The sequence below is a fragment of the Paraburkholderia humisilvae genome, assembly GCF_902859855.1.
GTDB classification, from domain to species: domain Bacteria; phylum Pseudomonadota; class Gammaproteobacteria; order Burkholderiales; family Burkholderiaceae; genus Paraburkholderia; species Paraburkholderia humisilvae.
In genome coordinates, this window is record NZ_CADIKH010000018.1 from 134,124 (window position 1) to 151,079 (window position 16,956).

At 64.3% G+C, this 16,956-nt stretch carries 18 protein-coding genes; 7 read left to right on the forward strand and 11 right to left on the reverse strand.

Features of this window, described 5'->3' with window-relative positions; translation table 11 throughout:
* Window positions 1-194: 194 nt before the first annotated feature.
* Genes HV796_RS20325 through phnG form a run of 7 tightly spaced genes read right to left on the reverse strand, consistent with a single transcriptional unit; the run spans window position 195 to window position 6,233 of the window.
* The gene (locus HV796_RS20325; RefSeq protein ID WP_281369803.1) at window positions 195-1,358 is read right to left on the reverse strand and encodes an alpha-D-ribose 1-methylphosphonate 5-triphosphate diphosphatase; all 1,164 of its coding nucleotides are present in this window, start codon (window positions 1,356-1,358) and stop codon (window positions 195-197) included.
* Window positions 1,355-2,131 carry a phosphonate C-P lyase system protein PhnL gene (phnL, locus tag HV796_RS20330; RefSeq protein ID WP_175228293.1) on the reverse strand — a complete coding sequence of 259 codons (777 nt, stop codon included), beginning with the start codon at window positions 2,129-2,131 and terminating at the stop codon, window positions 1,355-1,357. Before phnL ends, HV796_RS20325 begins: the two co-directional genes overlap by 4 nt.
* 8 nt (window positions 2,132-2,139) lie before the next feature.
* A complete protein-coding gene (gene phnK, locus HV796_RS20335) occupies window positions 2,140-2,946 on the reverse strand; it encodes a phosphonate C-P lyase system protein PhnK (protein ID WP_175228294.1) in 807 nt (268 codons plus the stop codon).
* A complete protein-coding gene (locus tag HV796_RS20340) occupies window positions 2,943-3,872 on the reverse strand; it encodes an alpha-D-ribose 1-methylphosphonate 5-phosphate C-P-lyase PhnJ (RefSeq protein ID WP_175228295.1) in 930 nt (309 codons plus the stop codon). The genes phnK and HV796_RS20340 overlap by 4 nt, the downstream gene beginning before the upstream one ends.
* Window positions 3,869-5,065, reverse strand: coding sequence for a carbon-phosphorus lyase complex subunit (locus HV796_RS20345; protein WP_175228296.1), 1,197 nt, complete (start codon window positions 5,063-5,065; stop codon window positions 3,869-3,871). The genes HV796_RS20340 and HV796_RS20345 overlap by 4 nt, the downstream gene beginning before the upstream one ends.
* A complete protein-coding gene (gene phnH / locus HV796_RS20350) occupies window positions 5,065-5,679 on the reverse strand; it encodes a phosphonate C-P lyase system protein PhnH (RefSeq protein ID WP_175228334.1) in 615 nt (204 codons plus the stop codon). Before phnH ends, HV796_RS20345 begins: the two co-directional genes overlap by 1 nt.
* 56 nt (window positions 5,680-5,735) lie before the next feature.
* Entirely contained in the window at window positions 5,736-6,233 is a 498-nt protein-coding gene (phnG, locus tag HV796_RS20355; protein WP_175228297.1) for a phosphonate C-P lyase system protein PhnG, read from the reverse strand.
* Window positions 6,234-6,409: 176 nt separating this feature from the next.
* Between phnG and phnF the strand changes: the two genes are divergently transcribed.
* From phnF to HV796_RS20380, 5 genes are all read left to right on the forward strand, one after another.
* Entirely contained in the window at window positions 6,410-7,162 is a 753-nt protein-coding gene (gene phnF / locus HV796_RS20360; protein ID WP_175228298.1) for a phosphonate metabolism transcriptional regulator PhnF, read from the forward strand.
* Window positions 7,159-7,944: a DUF1045 domain-containing protein gene (locus HV796_RS20365; RefSeq protein ID WP_175228299.1), complete on the forward strand. Its 786-nt coding sequence runs from the start codon at window positions 7,159-7,161 to the stop codon at window positions 7,942-7,944. The genes phnF and HV796_RS20365 overlap by 4 nt, the downstream gene beginning before the upstream one ends.
* Window positions 7,941-8,486: a phosphonate metabolism protein/1,5-bisphosphokinase (PRPP-forming) PhnN gene (phnN, locus tag HV796_RS20370; protein WP_175228300.1), complete on the forward strand. Its 546-nt coding sequence runs from the start codon at window positions 7,941-7,943 to the stop codon at window positions 8,484-8,486. The genes HV796_RS20365 and phnN overlap by 4 nt, the downstream gene beginning before the upstream one ends.
* A gap of 317 nt (window positions 8,487-8,803) precedes the next feature.
* Window positions 8,804-10,027, forward strand: coding sequence for a TIGR03118 family protein (locus tag HV796_RS20375; protein ID WP_175228301.1), 1,224 nt, complete (start codon window positions 8,804-8,806; stop codon window positions 10,025-10,027).
* Window positions 10,028-10,092: 65 nt separating this feature from the next.
* On the forward strand, window positions 10,093-11,283 hold the full coding sequence (locus HV796_RS20380; protein ID WP_175228302.1) for a M20 aminoacylase family protein: 1,191 nt from the start codon (window positions 10,093-10,095) through the stop codon (window positions 11,281-11,283).
* Window positions 11,284-11,295: 12 nt separating this feature from the next.
* Here HV796_RS20380 and HV796_RS20385 read toward each other — a convergent pair whose 3' ends face one another.
* Window positions 11,296-12,081, reverse strand: coding sequence for an IclR family transcriptional regulator (locus tag HV796_RS20385; protein ID WP_175228335.1), 786 nt, complete (start codon window positions 12,079-12,081; stop codon window positions 11,296-11,298).
* A gap of 446 nt (window positions 12,082-12,527) precedes the next feature.
* Between HV796_RS20385 and pcaF the strand changes: the two genes are divergently transcribed.
* Window positions 12,528-13,730, forward strand: a complete 1,203-nt coding sequence (pcaF, locus tag HV796_RS20390) for a 3-oxoadipyl-CoA thiolase (RefSeq protein WP_175228303.1) — start codon at window positions 12,528-12,530, stop codon at window positions 13,728-13,730.
* Between the two features lie 225 nt (window positions 13,731-13,955).
* On the forward strand, window positions 13,956-14,546 hold the full coding sequence (locus HV796_RS20395) for a hypothetical protein (protein ID WP_175228304.1): 591 nt from the start codon (window positions 13,956-13,958) through the stop codon (window positions 14,544-14,546).
* A gap of 64 nt (window positions 14,547-14,610) precedes the next feature.
* Here the strand turns inward: HV796_RS20395 and HV796_RS20400 are convergent, their stop codons facing one another.
* The 3 genes from HV796_RS20400 to HV796_RS20410 form a co-directional block, all read right to left on the reverse strand.
* Window positions 14,611-15,009 carry a DUF2917 domain-containing protein gene (locus HV796_RS20400; RefSeq protein ID WP_175228305.1) on the reverse strand — a complete coding sequence of 133 codons (399 nt, stop codon included), beginning with the start codon at window positions 15,007-15,009 and terminating at the stop codon, window positions 14,611-14,613.
* Between the two features lie 272 nt (window positions 15,010-15,281).
* Window positions 15,282-16,595, reverse strand: a complete 1,314-nt coding sequence (locus HV796_RS20405) for an APC family permease (protein ID WP_175228306.1) — start codon at window positions 16,593-16,595, stop codon at window positions 15,282-15,284.
* On the reverse strand, window positions 16,592-16,915 hold the full coding sequence (locus HV796_RS20410) for a putative quinol monooxygenase (RefSeq protein ID WP_175228307.1): 324 nt from the start codon (window positions 16,913-16,915) through the stop codon (window positions 16,592-16,594). The genes HV796_RS20405 and HV796_RS20410 overlap by 4 nt, the downstream gene beginning before the upstream one ends.
* Window positions 16,916-16,956: the final 41 nt, after the last annotated feature.

Here is a 16,956-nt window from a genome sequence, read left to right on the forward strand (position 1 = left end):
AGTTGACAGTTACGCGGTAACGCGTGCGCGTGATTGAAAGCGTGAATCGCGCGGGAGCCAGCCAGCGCGCGCTCGCTGCACTGCCGCATGATGAAGCGCGGCGGCAGTGCAGCGAGACGGCCTTGATGTGCGGCAGTCTGCCACGCGCGATTGAAGCGGCTGGAGCGACCGGGGCGTCGCGGACGCCCGCCCAGTCAGACCACCCGCACGCCTGCGCGCCAGGTGGCGCGCGGCACGGGCAGCGAGTCCATCATCGTGACGCGCACGAAATCGGCGCGCAAACCAGGCGCAATCACGCCGCGGTCGTGCAGGCCGGCCGTACGGGCCGGTTCCGCCGACACCGTCGCCATCGCACGCGGCAAGGTCCAGCCGGCCTTGTCGACCAGTTCGAACGCGGCGGTCAGCAGACTCGACGGCACATAGTCCGATGACAGGATGTCGAGCAGATCCGCCTTCGCCAGTTCGAGCGCCGAGACGTTGCCCGAGTGCGAGCCGCCCCGCACGACGTTCGGCGCGCCCATGATCGTCGCGATGCCGTGCCGGTGCGCGGCTTCGGCGGCGACGCGGGTGGTCGGGAACTCGGCCAGCACGACGCCCTCGGCGGCCGCCTGTTCGACGTGCTCGACGACGGTGTCGTCGTGGCTCGCGACCGGCACCTGCAGTTTCTTGCAGCGCTCGATGATGGCGCGACGATTCGCATCGGAATAGCGCTGCTGTTCTTCCGCGAGCTCGGTCAGCGTGCGCTCGGCTTCCTCATCGGTGAGCTTGCCGTGGCGTTCCTGGAAACGGCGCCATGCGACGCGGTCGTGCCACTGCCGCTGCCCAGGCGTGTGATCCATCACCGACGCGAGCCGCAGCATCGGATGCGAGCACAGCTCGTCGAACACCTCGACCACATCGCCAGTCGCGATTTCGCAGCGCAAGTGCAGGAAGTGATCGGCGCGCAGCAGCTTGCGCTCGGTGAAGCGTTGCAGCGCTTCGGCGCAGCGCGTCTGAATGCCGCGCTCGCGCGGCCCGTTGTGTGCGCGCGAGCCGATCGCCAGCGCGTCGAATACGGTCGTGATGCCGGCCGCGGCGACCTGCGCGTCGTGAATCACGAATGCAGCGTCGGTGTTCCAGAACACGCCGGGGCGCGGCGCGAGATGCTTCTCGAGATTGTCGGTGTGCAACTCGATCAGGCCGGGCAGCAGGTAATCGCCTTCCCAGTCCTCCGATTCGCGCGCGGACGTCGTGCCGCGCGAGATATCGCGGATCACGTCGTTTTCGACCCACACGACGCCGGTGAATTCTTCCTCCCGCGTGACGACGCGGGCATTCCTGATCAACATCGAAGACTCCGTATTGGTATTGGATGTCAGTGTATGGCCGCTGTATGACGCAGCGGTGGCCTCAATTCAAGTCGGCGCGTCGCGACCTTCGCGCGCGTGTCTTCGTCATGAAAAATGCCGACGATGGCCGCGCCGCGCTCGCGCGCTTCGATGACCAGATCGGCCACCACGTCGCGGTTTTCCGCGTCAAGCGATGCGGTCGGCTCATCGAGCAGCAGCACCGGATGTTCCGCGATCAGCCCGCGTGCGATGTTCACGCGCTGCTGCTCGCCGCCGGAAAACGTCGCCGGCGCGAGCGACCAGAGCCGCTCGGGCACATTCAGTCGCGCGAGCAGCGCGGCCGCGCGCTCGCGCGCCTCAGGCTCGGCGACGCCGCGCGACAGCAGCGGCTCGGCGACCAGCGTCAGCGTCGGCACGCGCGGAATCACGCGCAGGAACTGGCTCACATAGCCGACCACGCTGCGTCGCAGATGCAGCACTTCGTGTGCCTGTGCGCCTGTGATCGCAACGTGCTGTGCGTCGCACCCATCGTCGCGCAGCGCGATCGTGCCGGCGCTGGCCAGATAGTTGCCGTACAGGCAGCGCAACAGCGTGCTCTTGCCGGCGCCTGACGGGCCGACCAGCACGACGCATTCGCCGCGTTGAACATCGAGCGACACGCCATCGAGAGCGTCGATCTGCACGCCGCCCTGGCCGTGCAGCGTGAAGGTCTTCGCGACGCCGACCGCCCGCAGCATCAGCGTCGGGTTGTCGACGAACGTGCGCCCGATGGCGCGCGCGGCATTGGATTCGGTAAATGACATCAAAGACCTCAAACCGGCAGAACCGAGGAAACGAGCGTTTGCGTATACGGATGCTGCGGATCGTCGAGCACCTGATCGGTCAGACCCGATTCGACGACTTCACCGCCTTGCATCACCATCAGCCGGTGCGCGAGCAGCCGCGCAACGCCGATATCGTGCGTGACGATCAGCACCGACAGATGCAGCGTGGCGGTCAGCGTGCGCAGCAGGTCGAGCAGACGCGCCTGCACGGACACGTCGAGGCCGGCGGTCGGTTCGTCCATGAACACGAGACGCGGGCCAGTGACCAGATTGCGCGCGATCTGCAGACGCTGCTGCATCCCGCCCGAAAACGCCGATGGATATTCGTCGATGCGCGTCGGGTCGAGTTCGACACGCTCCATCCATTGCGTCGCGAGCGCGCGGATTTGTCCGTAGTGGCGCGCGCCGACCGCCATCAGCGGCTCGCCGATGTTCGCGCCCGCGGACACGCCCACACGCAGCCCGTCACGCGGATTCTGCTGAACAAAGCCCCACTCGGTGCGCATCAGCAGCCGCCGGCGCGGCTCGGACAGCGTGCGCAGATCGACCGTCGCGCCATGCGCGGCCGTGTAGTGCAGCGTACCGCTATCGGCCTCGGTGCGCAGTGCGAGCGTATTAAGCAGCGTCGTTTTGCCGGAGCCGGATTCGCCGACAATGCACAGCACCTCGCCAGGATACAGCTCAAAACTTACGTTTCTGCAACCGTTGCGGCCGCCGTACTGTTTGGTGAGTGCGCGTGCGCTAAGCAGCGGGGTGGGTGTCGGAGCGGACGTCGGGGTGGCCTGATCGATCATGCGTGTTCTCCGGCGCCGTGGCTGTGAGGCTGCTGCGATTGTGACTGCGCCTGCGCTTCGCGACGCTCGTGGCAGTAGTCGCTGTCCGAGCAGACGAACATCCGCTTGCCGCTATCGTCGACGATCATTTCGTCGAGGAAGCTTTCCGTCGATCCGCACAGCGCGCACGCATGGTCCCAGCGCTGCACGTCGAACGGGTGATCGTCGAAGTCGAGACTGCGCACGGCGGTGTAGGGCGGAATGGCGTGGATGCGCCGTTCGCGCCCGGCGCCGAACAGTTGCAGCGCGGCGTTCATATGCATCTTCGGGTTGTCGTACTTCGGGATCGGCGACGGCGACGCGAGATAGCGGTGGTTGACGATCACCGGATAGTCGTAAGTGGTCGCAATGCTGCCGTGGTGCACGATGTCCTCGTACAGCTTCACGCTGATCAGGCCATAGTCGGCGAGCGCATGCAGCTTTCTGCTTTCGGCGACGCGCGGCTCGAGCCGGTACAGCGGCTCAGGGTTCGGCACCTGATAGACGAGAATCTGTTTGTCGGTGAGCGGCGTTTCGGGAATACGGTGGCGCGTCTGCACGATCGTCGCTTCGGCGGTGCGGCGCGTGGTCCGGACGCCTGCGGTGCGCGCAAAAAAACGGCGGATATTGACCGCGTTCGTGGTTTCGTCGGACCCCTGATCGATGACCTTCAGCGTATCGTCGCGGCCGATGATCGAGGCGGTCACCTGAATGCCACCCGTGCCCCAGCCGAACGGCAGCGGCATTTCACGCGACGCGAACGGCACCTGGTAGCCCGGCACCGCAACGGCTTTGAGCAGTGCGCGGCGGATCATGCGCTTGGTCTGTTCGTCGAGATAGGCGAAGTTGTATCCTTCGGCGGCACGCTCTTGTTCGAGCGTCGCGATGTGCGTGTCGGGCGAGTTCATGCAGCCTCTTCCTGTTGAGCGTGCGGGTTGGCGGCGGCGGCGCCATGGCCTGGATGGCCGTCGGTCCCATTGCCGCCGCGCGGTGCGGCGGCCGTAGCCGGATGTTGTGCACGCAACCGTCGCACGAGCTCGAGCTCGGACTGGAAATCGACGTAATGCGGCAGCTTCAGGTGCTGCACGAAACCGGACGCTTCCACGTTATCGCTATGCGACAGCATGAATTCGACATCCTGCGTCGGCGAGCTCAACGCTTCGCCGAGTTCTTCGGAGCGCAGTGCGCGGTCCACCAGCGCCATCGCCATCGCCTTGCGTTCCGAATGGCCGAACGCAAGTCCGTAGCCTTGTGTAAACGATGGCGGCGCCGCGGAGCTACCCGCGAACTGGTTGATCATCTGGCATTCGGTCACGTCGATCTCGCCGATGTCGACCGCTTCGCCGAGCTCGTCGAGCACCATCTCGACCGCGACGCTGCCGAAGCGAATCTCGCCGGCAAACGGGTGGGTGTGCGAGTAGCCGCGTTGCGTCGCATAGCCCATCGCGAGCAGGAAGCCTTCGTCGCCGCGCGCAAGGTTTTGCAGGCGTGTCGCGCGGCTCGCGGGAAACGCGAGCGGCTCGCGCGACAGATCGCCGGGTTCCGGCGCACCCGGCGCCGGCGTTTCCTGTTCGATCAAGCCTTCCTTGTCGAGCAGCGCGACGACGCGCGGCATCGACTCTTGCGCGACGTCGCGCGCCCCTGACGGACGACCCTCTGCTTCAAGGCTCGCGCTCGCGCGATCGGCTTCGCCTTCCGCGAGCAACGCGAAATCGAGCAGACGCTGCGTGTAGTCGTAAGTCGGACCCAGCAGCTGGCCACCGGGTACATCCTTGAATGTCGCGGAAATGCGGCGCTCGGCGTGGATCGCGTCGGTGCGCAGCGGTTGCGTATAGCCGAAACGCGGCAGCGTCGTGCGATAGGCGCGCAACAGGAAGATGGCTTCGACGAGGTCGCCGGCCGCCTGCTTGATCGCGAGCGCAGCGAGTTCTTCGTCGTACACCGACCCTTCGGTCATCACGCGCGACACCGCGAGGCGCAACTGTTCGCGAATCTGCGCGACGCTCAATTCCGCAAGCCGCGTATCGCCGCGGCGTTCCTGATCGAGCAGGCGCCACGATGCTTCGATCGCGCGCTCTCCACCTTTGACGGCAACGTACATTAGTTCAGCTCCACTTGGGTTGTGCGCGGCAGGCCCATCAGCGTGTCTGCGCAGACGAAGTAGCAGTCGATACCGCACGGAAAGAGCGGCGCCAGTTCCGCGCGTTCGCGCCAGAAACGTTCGGGCAGACCGACTGGCGCGATCGCGTGTGTCGTTTCGATACCCGGGCCGCGTAGCGTGAGCGGCGTACCGCCCGTCAATGCGGTGACGCGAATCAGCAGCGTCACCGCCGTTTCGGGTGCTTCAGGTTCGCCAAGCGCGAAGCTTTCCAGTGCCGGCATGACCGCCGCGTCGTGCAGATAGGCGAACGCGGCGCTTTGCGGCGTATCGACCAACGGTGCACCGGTGTGAAAGCGCAGCGCGGATGCCAGTGCCGGATCCGCTTGCGCGAGCCAGACAGGCGTCGAGAAATCACACAACGTGAGTAGTGCGGCGAACGCGGCGCGGTCGGCCGCGGGCCGCTGACCTGCTGCGCCGAGTGCCGGCAACACGCCGCGCACCGTGCCAACTGTGCCCGGACGCGACAGTGTATCGAGCAGCGTGCGAAAGACCGCTTGCGTGTCGTGCACCGGATCGGCGAAGCCCGGGGTGAGTGTGGCCAACGAGCTGGCCATCGACGCAGGCGAGGGTGTGGACAGCGCGACGTGCGCCTGATTGTTCGATGTGTTCATCAGTCGCCTCGGACCATCGTGAAGAATTCGACGCGCGTATCGGCCGTATCCTGGCGGCGTACCGCGCGTGCGGCTTCGATGCGTGCGGCCAGCGGCTCGATCAGTTGTACGTGCAGATCAGGATGGTGTTGCGGCAGTTGCAGCAGCGCGTCAGCCAGTGCGGCGAGTTCCGCGCGCCGCCGGTCGCGGCCGAGATGGCAGGCGATGCCGACCGGCGCATTCGCCACCGGCTCGCGTAGCCGCAGGGTGGCGCGCGTCACCGTCGCTTCGCCGAGATTGAACGCATCGCCGCTGCCACCGATACGGCCACGTACCATTGCAAGGCCGATTTCAGGTGGGCGTAGCCAGTCGAAAGCCGGCAAAGGGGCACCGTTCAGCGCGCGCTGCAACGAGGCTTCGAGGTCGGCGCGTGGCGTGCGCGCCAACACCCCCATCCACGCGCGACGCGTGGATGACAATGACGAGGCGGGAGAAACGGGGGCGGAAGGGTCGCTCATCGGATGTTCCGTGGTGTCGATGTCCGGATATTTGACCATCTATTCATCTAAACGTCTAGACGTTTATGAGTAAAATGCCGTGGTGACGCCGTGCGGTGTGTACATTCACATTTTTATCACGGCTTCGGCACTACAATTGAGAGTTGTTTATTTGAACTGAGGGGAATGACAGCACCATGACATCGAACGACGACGCGACACCCGGCACGCTGCTCGAACGCGGCGGCGGCGTCGCCGTGTGGCGGCAGATCGAGCAGATTCTTGCGGCGGAAATCGCTGCGAGCGGTTTCGGCGAAGAGGGGCGCTTGCCGAGCGAAGCCGAACTGGCGAAGCGTTTCGACGTCAACCGTCACACGATCCGCCGCGCGATGCTGGGGCTTGCGGCACTGGGTCTCGTGAGTGTCGAACAGGGGCGAGGTACGTTCGTTCAGCCAGGCGCAATCGACTATACGATCGGACGCCGCACCCGCTTTACCGAAAACTTGCGGCGGCAACAGTCGTCAGGCTTGCTGCTGTCTTCGGCGCGCGTGAAGGCAGAGCCTAATGTCGCGAAGGCGTTGGGGTTGCGCGCCGGGGTGTCGGTGTACCGGATGGACACGCTGCACGAAGCGAACGGGGTGCCGCTCACGTACGCGCGCAGCTGGTATCCGGCCGCGCGTTTCACCGACCTGCCTGACGTGCTTGAACGGACGGGCGGCATGACGAAGGCGCTTGCCGAATTTGGCGTGACCGACTACCTGCGCAAATGGAGCCGTATCGGCAGCGTGCTGCCGGATGCGGATGTGGCGCGCCGCTTGAATATCAATCGGCAGCAGCCGGTGCTGTGGGTCGAAAACGTCGACGTCGATACCGACGGGACGCCAATCAAATACGGCTTTACGCATTTCGCGGCAGACCGCGTTCAGTTGATGGTGGAGAACGACGTATGAACGCGGCGCGAGCAGATAGACATGGCGCTGATGCTGCGGCTGCAGCCGGCGCAGCGGGCAGCTGGAGTGCGACCGCGCGCTTCGCGATTTACTACGCGCCACCGCGTGCGTCCGGATGGTGGGATGCAGGTTGCGCATGGCTTGGGCGCGACGCCGAGCGCGGCGCTACGCATGAAGCGGATGCCGAGTTTCCGTCGCTGTCGCAAGCGCTTGCCGAACTCACTCAGGCGCCGCGTCGCTACGGCTGGCACGGCACGCTGGTTGCTCCATTTCGTCTTGCCGACGGCGTGCGTCCGCACGATCTCGTTGATGCGGCGCAGCGCTGGACGCAGACGAAAACGGGCTTCGCTTTGCCCGTCGCAGTGGCGACGCTCGGCGATTTCGTCGCGTTGAGACCGGCCGACGACGACGGCGACGCGCGCATGCGCGAACTCGCTGCGGATGCGCTGCGCACGTTCGCGGGGTTGCGGGCGAAGCCGCCGGCAGCGGATCTCGAGCGACGTCTCGCTGCGCCGCTCTCTGAGCGGCAGCGTGCGCTGCTCGTCGAATGGGGATACCCGTACGTGTTTGACGAATTCCGTTTTCATATGACGCTGTCGAACTCGCTCGACCTCGAGCAGGATCGCGCAGCGATCGTCGGATGGTGGCAGGCGCGCATGTCGCAGCTGGGTCCGTTGCCCGTTGACGGCATGGCGATTTTCGTCGAACCCGCGCCGGGCGAGCCGTTTGTGCTCTGGCAGCGGTTTGCGTTCGGAAGCACTGCGGAGGTGAACTTCGCATGAAAGGCCGTTTGATCTATGTAATGGGCCCATCGGGCGCGGGTAAGGATTCGCTGCTGCATTTCGCGCGCAGTCATGTTGCCGGTGCGCCGGTCGTGTTCGCGCATCGCTACATCACACGCAGCGCGGGCAGCCACGAAAACCATATCGCGCTGACGCTCGAAGAGTTCGAAGCGCGTTCCGCATTGGGGCTCTTCGCGCTCGAGTGGTCGAGCCATTCGCTGCGCTATGGCATCGGTATCGAACTCGATACGTGGCTCGCGCGCGGTTGCACGGTGGTCGTCAACGGTTCGCGGCAACATCTGGAACGGGTGCTCGAGCGCTATCCGCACACGGAAGTCGTGCATGTCGAAGCGCAGCCGCACATTCTTGCGGCCCGGCTTGGCGCGCGAGCGCGCGAAACGGCTGAACAGGTCGCCGCGCGGCTCGCGAGACACGCGCCGTTTTCGCTGCCTGATGGCACGCGCCTGACCCGCATCGACAATTCTGGCGCGCTCGAAGAAGCCGGACACGCTTTCGTGCAAGTCGTGCGCGGGATCGTCTGAGCCCGGCGGGCGCAGCGGCGTCTCTTTCCGGCGCATTGCGCTGTCTCATACGGAGACGCGCAATGTTCGCAAAAGACCGGTCATTCTTCGGGTGGTCTGTATTTCGCACCGATGCATTTGATCAAATAGGTGCTTGATTCCCTAATTTGGAATCGGCCGGCGGACGCGCTACCTTCCTTCGTCCGCTCACAGATCTACGTTATTCAGCAATAACAGTCGTTCCAGTTGATCTGACGTTGCACGCGTGGCACCGGATGCCGCGTCGCGTGCCGGTCTAATGTCGCCCCTCGAATGTCCTTAATGTAACGGAGTACTAAATGAGTGTAAGACTAAAACTAAAACTTCTGAGTGCGGCATCGCTATCCGCATCGATGTGGATGGGAGTCGCCTCGGCTCAAAGCTATACACAAACGAACCTGGTCTCGAATTCCGCGGGAGCCGCGAAACTGGTCGATTCCCAGCTCGGCGACCCGATAGGGCTCTCGCGTTTTTCGAGTACCGAGTGGTGGGTATCGGATTCGAAAACCGGTGTCAGTACGCTTTATATCGGCGACGGCACGAAGAATGCGCTGGTCGTGACGATTCCGCCGGCCCGTGCAACTCGATCGGCTGCGGCGACAGGATCGCCTGCCGGTACGATCGCCAACAACAGTCCGACTGACTTCCCGGTCGCGGCCGGGAAGCCCGCCGCTTTCCTGTTCAGCACACTCGATGGCGCGATTGCCGGGTGGAACCCCGATGTGGGCGCGGCGTCAGGCCCAACACCGGTCTCGACGCACGCTGAAATTGTCGCAACCGGTGCACCCGGATCGATCTATCCCGCCATCGCCAGCGCGTTTCTGAACGGCAAGCGCTATCTGTATGCAGCGAATTTCGGCCGTAACAGCATCGACGTCTATGACTCGACGCTCCGCGCGGTCAGATTGCCGCGCGGCGACGCGGGACCGTGGCGCTTCGACAGCGACCGTATTTATGCGGAGAACAGCCCGTTTGTCGATGACCGTCTGCCGGCCGGTTATTCACCGTATAACGTGCAGGCCATCGGCAACGATATCGTCGTGACGTACGCGTTGCATCCGGACAGCAGCAGCACGACACCGGTATCGGGACCCGGCCTCGGTTACGTCGATATTTTTTCGACATCGGGCGTGCTGCTCACGCGTCTCGAGCACGGCGATTTCATGGACGCGCCGTATGGCGTCGCGTTGGCGCCGCTCGATTTCGGCGCGTTCAGTCATGAACTGCTCGTCGCCCAGTCGGGGACTGACAATAGCGAGTCCGCTGGCGGGGTCGCGGCCTTCGATCTCGCCACCGGGAAATTCGACGGCATGCTGAAAGATTCGACCGGAAAGCCGCTGACGATCCGGGGTCTGCGCGGCATCGCACCGGGCAATACGTCGCCGGCAAACTTCGATGCGGTGGGCGCGCCGGCCACGGAACTTTACTTCACGTCGTTTTTGGATCAAGGCGGACAGTCCACCTCGCTGTTCGGCTTCCTGACACCAGTTGCGGCCGACCTGATCAAGGGGAATGACCAGTAATGGTGCTGATATAGTGCATGCTGTTCGCCGCGCGCTGCGCGGCGCCTATTGCACGGAGTCCGCCGATGAACGATGCAGTGCCCTTTGCCGAAGTAGCCGACCTCGAACCCGCAGCCGCCGCGCTGCGCGACATCCGTCATCAGATTCACCATCATCCCGAGCTCGCGTACGAAGAAGTCGAGACCGCCGCACTGGTCGCGCGCAAGCTCGAAGAGTGGGGCTGGCAGGTGACGCGCGGCGTCGGCCGTACGGGCGTCGTCGGCACGCTGAAAGCCGGTTCGGGCACGCGCAGCATCGGCATTCGCGCGGACATGGATGCGCTGCCGATCATCGAGCAGACAGGCCTTCCTTATGCGAGCGGCACACACGGCAAGATGCACGCATGCGGTCACGACGGCCATACGACGATGCTGCTCGGCGCCGCGCAGCATCTGGCCGCGACGCGCCGCTTTTCCGGCACCGTGCATCTGTATTTCCAGCCGGCCGAGGAAAGCGGCGTCGACAGCGGCGCAAAGAAGATGATCGACGATGGCCTGTTCGAGCGCTTTTCCTGCGATGCGGTGTTCGGCATGCACAATCATCCGGGTGCGGAGCCCGGCAAGTTCCTGTTCCGCAAAGGCCCGTTCATGTCGGCCGGCGACAAGGCGGTGATCACGATTGAAGGGGTCGGCGGGCATGCGGCACGGCCGCATATGACGGTCGACCCGGTCGTGATCGCAGCGAGCATCGTGATGGCATTGCAGACCATCGTCGCGCGCAACATCGACCCGGCGCAACCCGCTGTCGTGACAGTCGGCTCAATGCATGCGGGCACCGTCAACAACGTGATTCCGGGCACCGCGAAGCTTGAGCTTAGCGTGCGGTCGTTTAGCGCCGACGTACGCACCTTGCTGAAAAAACGCATTACCGAGCTTGCCGAAAGCCAGGCCGCCAGTTACGGCGGCAAGGCGAACGTCGAGTACATCGAAGGCTATCCGGTCGTCATCAATTCGGATGCGGAGACCGACTTCGCGATCGAGGTTGCGCGCGAACTGGTCGGCAGCGACAACGTCGTCGCGCATACGGACATGCTGATGGGCAGCGAAGACTTCTCGTTCATGCTGCAGCAGCGGCCGGGCACGTTCCTGCGTCTTGGCAACGGTGTCGGCGAGGATGGCTGCATGGTGCACAACCCGCACTACGATTTCAACGACCGCAATCTGCCGATCGGCGCGGCGTACTGGGCACGGCTCGTGGAGCGCTACCTCGGCCGCTGACGCGACGCTTGACTACCCGCGCAGCGCGACCCGATCGGACACGTTCTGAGCCGCCCTTTGCAGCGGCTCGAGAAACGTTTTCATCATCTGCCTGGCTGAATTGCGCTGCGCGTTGCCGCTGATATTCATCGCCGCGATGATGCGGCCTTGCCGGTTGCGGATCGGCGCCGATATCGAAATCAGCCCCTCTTCCAGCTCCTGATCGACAATCGCCCAGCCCTGGCGGCGAACCTGCGCGATCACCTGTTTCAGTTCGTGACGGTCGGTGACCGTGCGCGGCGTGTGCGCATGCAGATTCGACGCGTCGAGCGTGGCGTCGAGCGTTGCCTCGTCGAGGGCGGAGAGCAGCACGCGTCCCATCGACGTGCACCATGCGGGCAGACGGCTGCCGATCGACAGATTGATGGTCATGATCTTATGCGTCGGCACGCGCAGCACATAGACGATTTCCGTGCGATCGAGCACGGCTGCCGAGCAGCTTTCGTGGACCTGCGCCGACAACTCTTCCATGACCGGCTCGGCGACGTTCCAGAACGGCATCGATGTCAGATAGGCGAAGCCTAAGTCGAGAATGCGCGGCGTGAGCTGAAACAGGCGCCCATCGGCCTCGACATAACCGAGCGTTTGCAGCGTGAGCAGAATGCGGCGCGCGCCGGCGCGTGTCAGACCCGTTGCGGCGGCGACGTCGGTGAGTGTTTGCGCGGGACGCTCCGCATTGAACGCGCGAATCACCGCAAGGCCGCGCGCGAACGATTGCACATAGGAATCGCCCGGTTTGTCGGGAATCTCCGCCGCCATCGCGGATGCGGGCTGCGACGCTCGAGTGTCTTTATGGGTGGCCATGTGGCGGGCAACGGAATGGCAAGGCGGTACGAAAAGCTGTGACGATAGCGCATGCGCCGGAATTCGCCAACTTCGCCGGGTAGGCAGGCCGCGGCCGAACCCACGTGCGTTCACAATGGATCGACCCGTCCCGGCGCGGGCGCCGGGACGTAGAGCGGGCGCTTGACACGCTTTTCGGCCCACGCCTATTATGACTCAAATTGTTCGATATAAGATCGTTTGTTCGTATATAGAACAAACGGCAAGGTCGACACGACAGATCGACACAGTTTATCGAGGCGGTCCGCAAGGGGCGCCGCACTTTCACTTCCGCTCGCCGCGCAGTGCGCCGCGAGCACTGCCGAGAGTGGCCGCCGCAGCGTCGAAGCGGCCGTTGACGCAGCATCGTTGGAGACATCGAGATGGCCGAAGCTTTCCTGTGTGATGCAATCCGCACGCCGATTGGCCGCTATGCGGGTTCCCTGTCGTCCGTCCGTGCGGACGACCTCGGCGCCGTACCGCTCAAGGCGTTGATCGAGCGCAACAAGGAGGTCGACTGGACCGCGGTCGATGATGTGATCTACGGCTGCGCCAATCAGGCCGGCGAAGACAACCGCAATGTCGCGCGTATGTCGTTGCTGCTCGCGGGCTTACCGCAGAGCGTGCCCGGTTCGACGGTCAACCGGCTGTGCGGTTCGGGCATGGATGCGGTCGGCATCGCGGCGCGCGCGATCAAGGCGGGTGAGGCCGGAATCATGCTCGCAGGCGGCGTCGAAAGCATGAGCCGCGCGCCATTCGTGATGGGCAAAGCGACCAGCGCGTTCGCGCGGCAGGCCGACCTGTTCGATACGACGATCGGCTGGCGTTTCATCAACCCGCTCATGAAGCAGATGTACGGCGTCGATTCGATGCCGGAGACCGGCGAAAACGTCGCGCAGGAATTCAACGTGAGCCGCGCCGATCAGGATGCGTTCGCATTGCGCAGCCAGCAGAAAGCGGCGCGCGCGCAGCGTGACGGAACGCTCGCGCAGGAAATCATCGCAGTGACGGTCCCGCAAAAGAAGGGCGACCCGCTGCTCGTGTCAAGCGACGAGCATCCGCGTGAAACCAGTGTTGAAGCGCTCGCGAAACTCAAGGGTGTCGTGCGGCCCGACGGCACGGTGACGGCCGGCAATGCATCGGGTGTCAACGACGGCGCCGCCGCGCTGCTGCTCGCCAACGAACCGACCGCAAAGCGTTTCGGCCTGACGCCGCGTGCGCGTGTGCTCGGTATCGCGACGTCCGGCGTCGCGCCGCGCGTGATGGGAATTGGACCTGCGCCTGCCACGCAAAAACTGCTCGGCCGCCTCGGCATGACGCTCGATCAGTTCGATGTGATCGAGCTCAATGAAGCGTTCGCGTCGCAGGGGCTGGCTGTGCTGCGCATGCTCGGCGTGGCCGACGACGATCCACGCGTCAATCCGAACGGCGGTGCGATCGCGCTCGGTCATCCGCTCGGCATGAGCGGCGCGCGTCTTGTCACGACCGCGATGTATCAACTGCAGCGCACCCAGGGCCGCTTTGCGTTGTGCACGATGTGTATCGGAGTCGGGCAAGGCATTGCGATCGCGCTCGAACGCGTGTGACAAAACAGGGAGCGGCGGGCGAGGCGGCGCGTATGAGCGACGCTTCGCAAGCTGTTGACGCGGCACACACGTCTCCCTATTCAAACGGCATTCCAAACATTGACACAATGTGATAAATCGTAGGCGCGATCGGCTTTCTACCGGGTTATGATGCGTTTTCGTCTGGATGACGAACTGTTTTTCGATACGGGCAGTGACTGAAAACGCTCTTGAAGGAGAACCCAAATGAAGAAAGCGATGGGAGTAGCCGCATGGCTCGCGATGGCGTGCATGGTGCCGCCGGCGTGGGCGCAAGACTCGCTTGCGAGTACCGCTGAAGGCGTGGTCGGTGCGGTGCAGCCTGTGCATATCCAGGCGAAGATCGTCGGCATCGATGCCGCGTCGCGGACTGTCACGTTGCAAGGCGCCGGCGGCCGCACTGCAATCATCCTCGTGAGCGACCAGGTGCCGGGCTTCGACACACTGAAAGTAGGCGACAACGTTGACGCGGAATACAAGAACGCGTTGCTCGTCACCGCGAAGAAGGTGAAAGGGGCCGACAAGGGTATTCGCGAACGTGTCGAGTCGGAGGCCTATCAGCCGGCGTCGGGCGGTTATCAGTCGGCGCGGCAAATCGAAGTGCTGGCGACCGTGGAGAAGATCAATCGCAAGAAGCGCAGCGTGACGCTGCGCGGCGCGTATCAAACGCAAACACTCGATGTCGGGCCCGATGTCGATCTGAAGGATCTGAAGGTGGGCGACACGGTGCACGCGGTCTTCGTATCGGCCGCCGCAGTGAAGATCACGCCGAGCGGTACATCGGCCTCGGCGCAATAAAAACAAAGCTCAACGAAACCAGGCTGCCGCGCGGCATGACGCGGCAGATCTTCACCGGCAGCCTTCAACGCGAGTTCGGCGCATGCACTTCCGGGCTCAGCAGTGACAGACGCTCAAGCCAGCGAAACAGCGAGCCTCGTCGTTTGCACGGATACGTGGTCAACGCCAGACGTGCGGCGACATTGCCATCCGTGCTGATCCATACGCGTTCACCGCGGCGCAACTGAATCGGATACCCCGGCTGCACCCAGTAGTCGTACGGCGACTCGGCACGCGTCAACCACACGCGCTCGCTTTTCACATTCAGCTCACAGTGTGCGTCGACCCGCCAGGACAGCGTCGCGCCCGGTTGCACTTCGAAGTGAACGACAACTCTTGGCAGCCTCTCTGCGCCGACAAGCGAGACTTCGGATGTTGAGACGTCCGATACAGGATCGGTGAATTGCGGGCTTGCCTGGTTCATGATGCGCTCCATCGAATGAGCCGGAGATCAGAACAGAAGGCAAGCCATGCACAAAACAAAAGGCCCCTTCCGTTGCCGGCGGGGCCTTGGGACTGTTTCGCTAATTCAGACTGCTAACGCGCACACGCTCCCAATTGCCCGCCATTGATGGCTCGCATTGGGTTCTTAATGACGGCTGCGACGGCGGTGGAGGTGAGCGTAAGCATGTCCGCGAGTGTGTCTTGCGAAGCAAGGCTTGTCAACAAAATTTGGCCGAAGCATCGAATTCCTCGTTATCGAATTCGCACGCAGTGCGATGCATCGCTGTTGCCAGCTCGAGCGACCACGCGCTGGCGCACATGCAGATACAGCAGCGCGCAGCCCGTAATCGCAAGCGGCCACAACAGATACCAACCGGTCGCCGCGCACAGTGCTGCGACCGCGACGAGCGCAACGGTCGCGCAGCGGCGCGCCCAACTGCGCTTCGGCAGCAGTCGCAGCGCGGCCGCGGTGCCGAGCGCGTAAACCGTGACGAACGAACCCGTCGTCAGCAGGACGAGCGGCTTCGGACCGAGCCCGGCGACCACATCGGCGCACAGTGAAACCATGGCCAGCCCGGCTACCACCAGCAGACTGCGGCGCGGCACAGCGCCCGCGCGGCTGCCTGCGGCGAGCCATGCCGGTAACGCACCATCGCGGCCGAGTGCTGCACCCAGTTTCGCGGCGCCCGCGAAGTAAGCGTTCATCGTGCCAAGCGTCAACAACAACGCCGCGCCGGCCGTGAGCACTTGTACCTTGCCGCCGAGCCCGGTTGCGAGCAGTTGCGCAAGCGGCGCGCTCGACTTGCCGGCTGCGGGGCCGAGCACCAGCACGCTTGCGGCGGCGACACCCATGTACAGCACACCGACGACGCACACGGCAATGCCGGTCGCAAGCGGCAGATCCCGTGCCGGGCGACGGAACTCGGCCGCGAGATGCGTGATCGCTTCCCAGCCTGCGAAGCTCCAGACCAGCAGCGCCGCCGCGCGACCGACGGCGAGCCAGCCATGTGGCGCAAACGGCTGCGCATTCGCGGCGCGCGCATGAGGGGCCGACGCGATGATCGCCGCCAGCAGCAGCGCAACGAGCACAACCGCGAGCATCAGCTGCAAACGCCCGGACACGGCGACGCCGAACGCATTGCTGACAGTGACGATCAACATCAGCGCGAGTGCCGTACTGATTACCGTCACCTGTCCGCCGCCGAACGCCGCGGCCACATAAGCGCCACCGAACATTGCCGCAGCGGGCGCACCGGCAGGCACCGCGAAGTAGAAGCACCAGCCGATCACCGCGGCGGCGCGCGGGCCGAACGCATTGCGCACATAGGTCGACACGCCGCCCGCGTCGGGGTAGCGCGCGCCGAGCGCGGCGAACGTCGCGGCAAGCGGCACCGACAGCAACACGAGCGCGGCCCATGCGACAAGCGACGCGGGCCCGGCCACATCGGCGGCCAGTGCGGGCAGTGCGATCACGCCGGTGCCGAGCACGGCGCCGACATAGAGCGCCGCGCCTTGCATCACGCTCAGGCGGCCCGCTCCCGCATAGGGCACCGATGGCGCGCTCATTCCTGTAACGCTCCATGCTTGCGATCCGCACGCACCGCCTGCCAGATCGTGACTTCACGCGGCTTCGCCAGCAGCTCGGGTAGCGCCTCGTGATAAGCCTGGCGGTACGGACGATTCAACTGCTCCTCCAGCACGTCGTCGTGGCTTTCCCACGTTTCGTAGAGCATCAGCCGATGCGGACAATCCGGATCGCGATGCAGCATCGCTTGATGGAAGTTCGGCTCGTCGCGCATTGCGTCGAGCACGCCGTTCAGCAGGCTCATAAAACGATCGAGCTTGTCCGGGACGACCTGAAAACGAATCACGTAAGTCACTGACATGCCACAACTCCTTAACAGTGCAAAAGGGCAGATGCCAACGC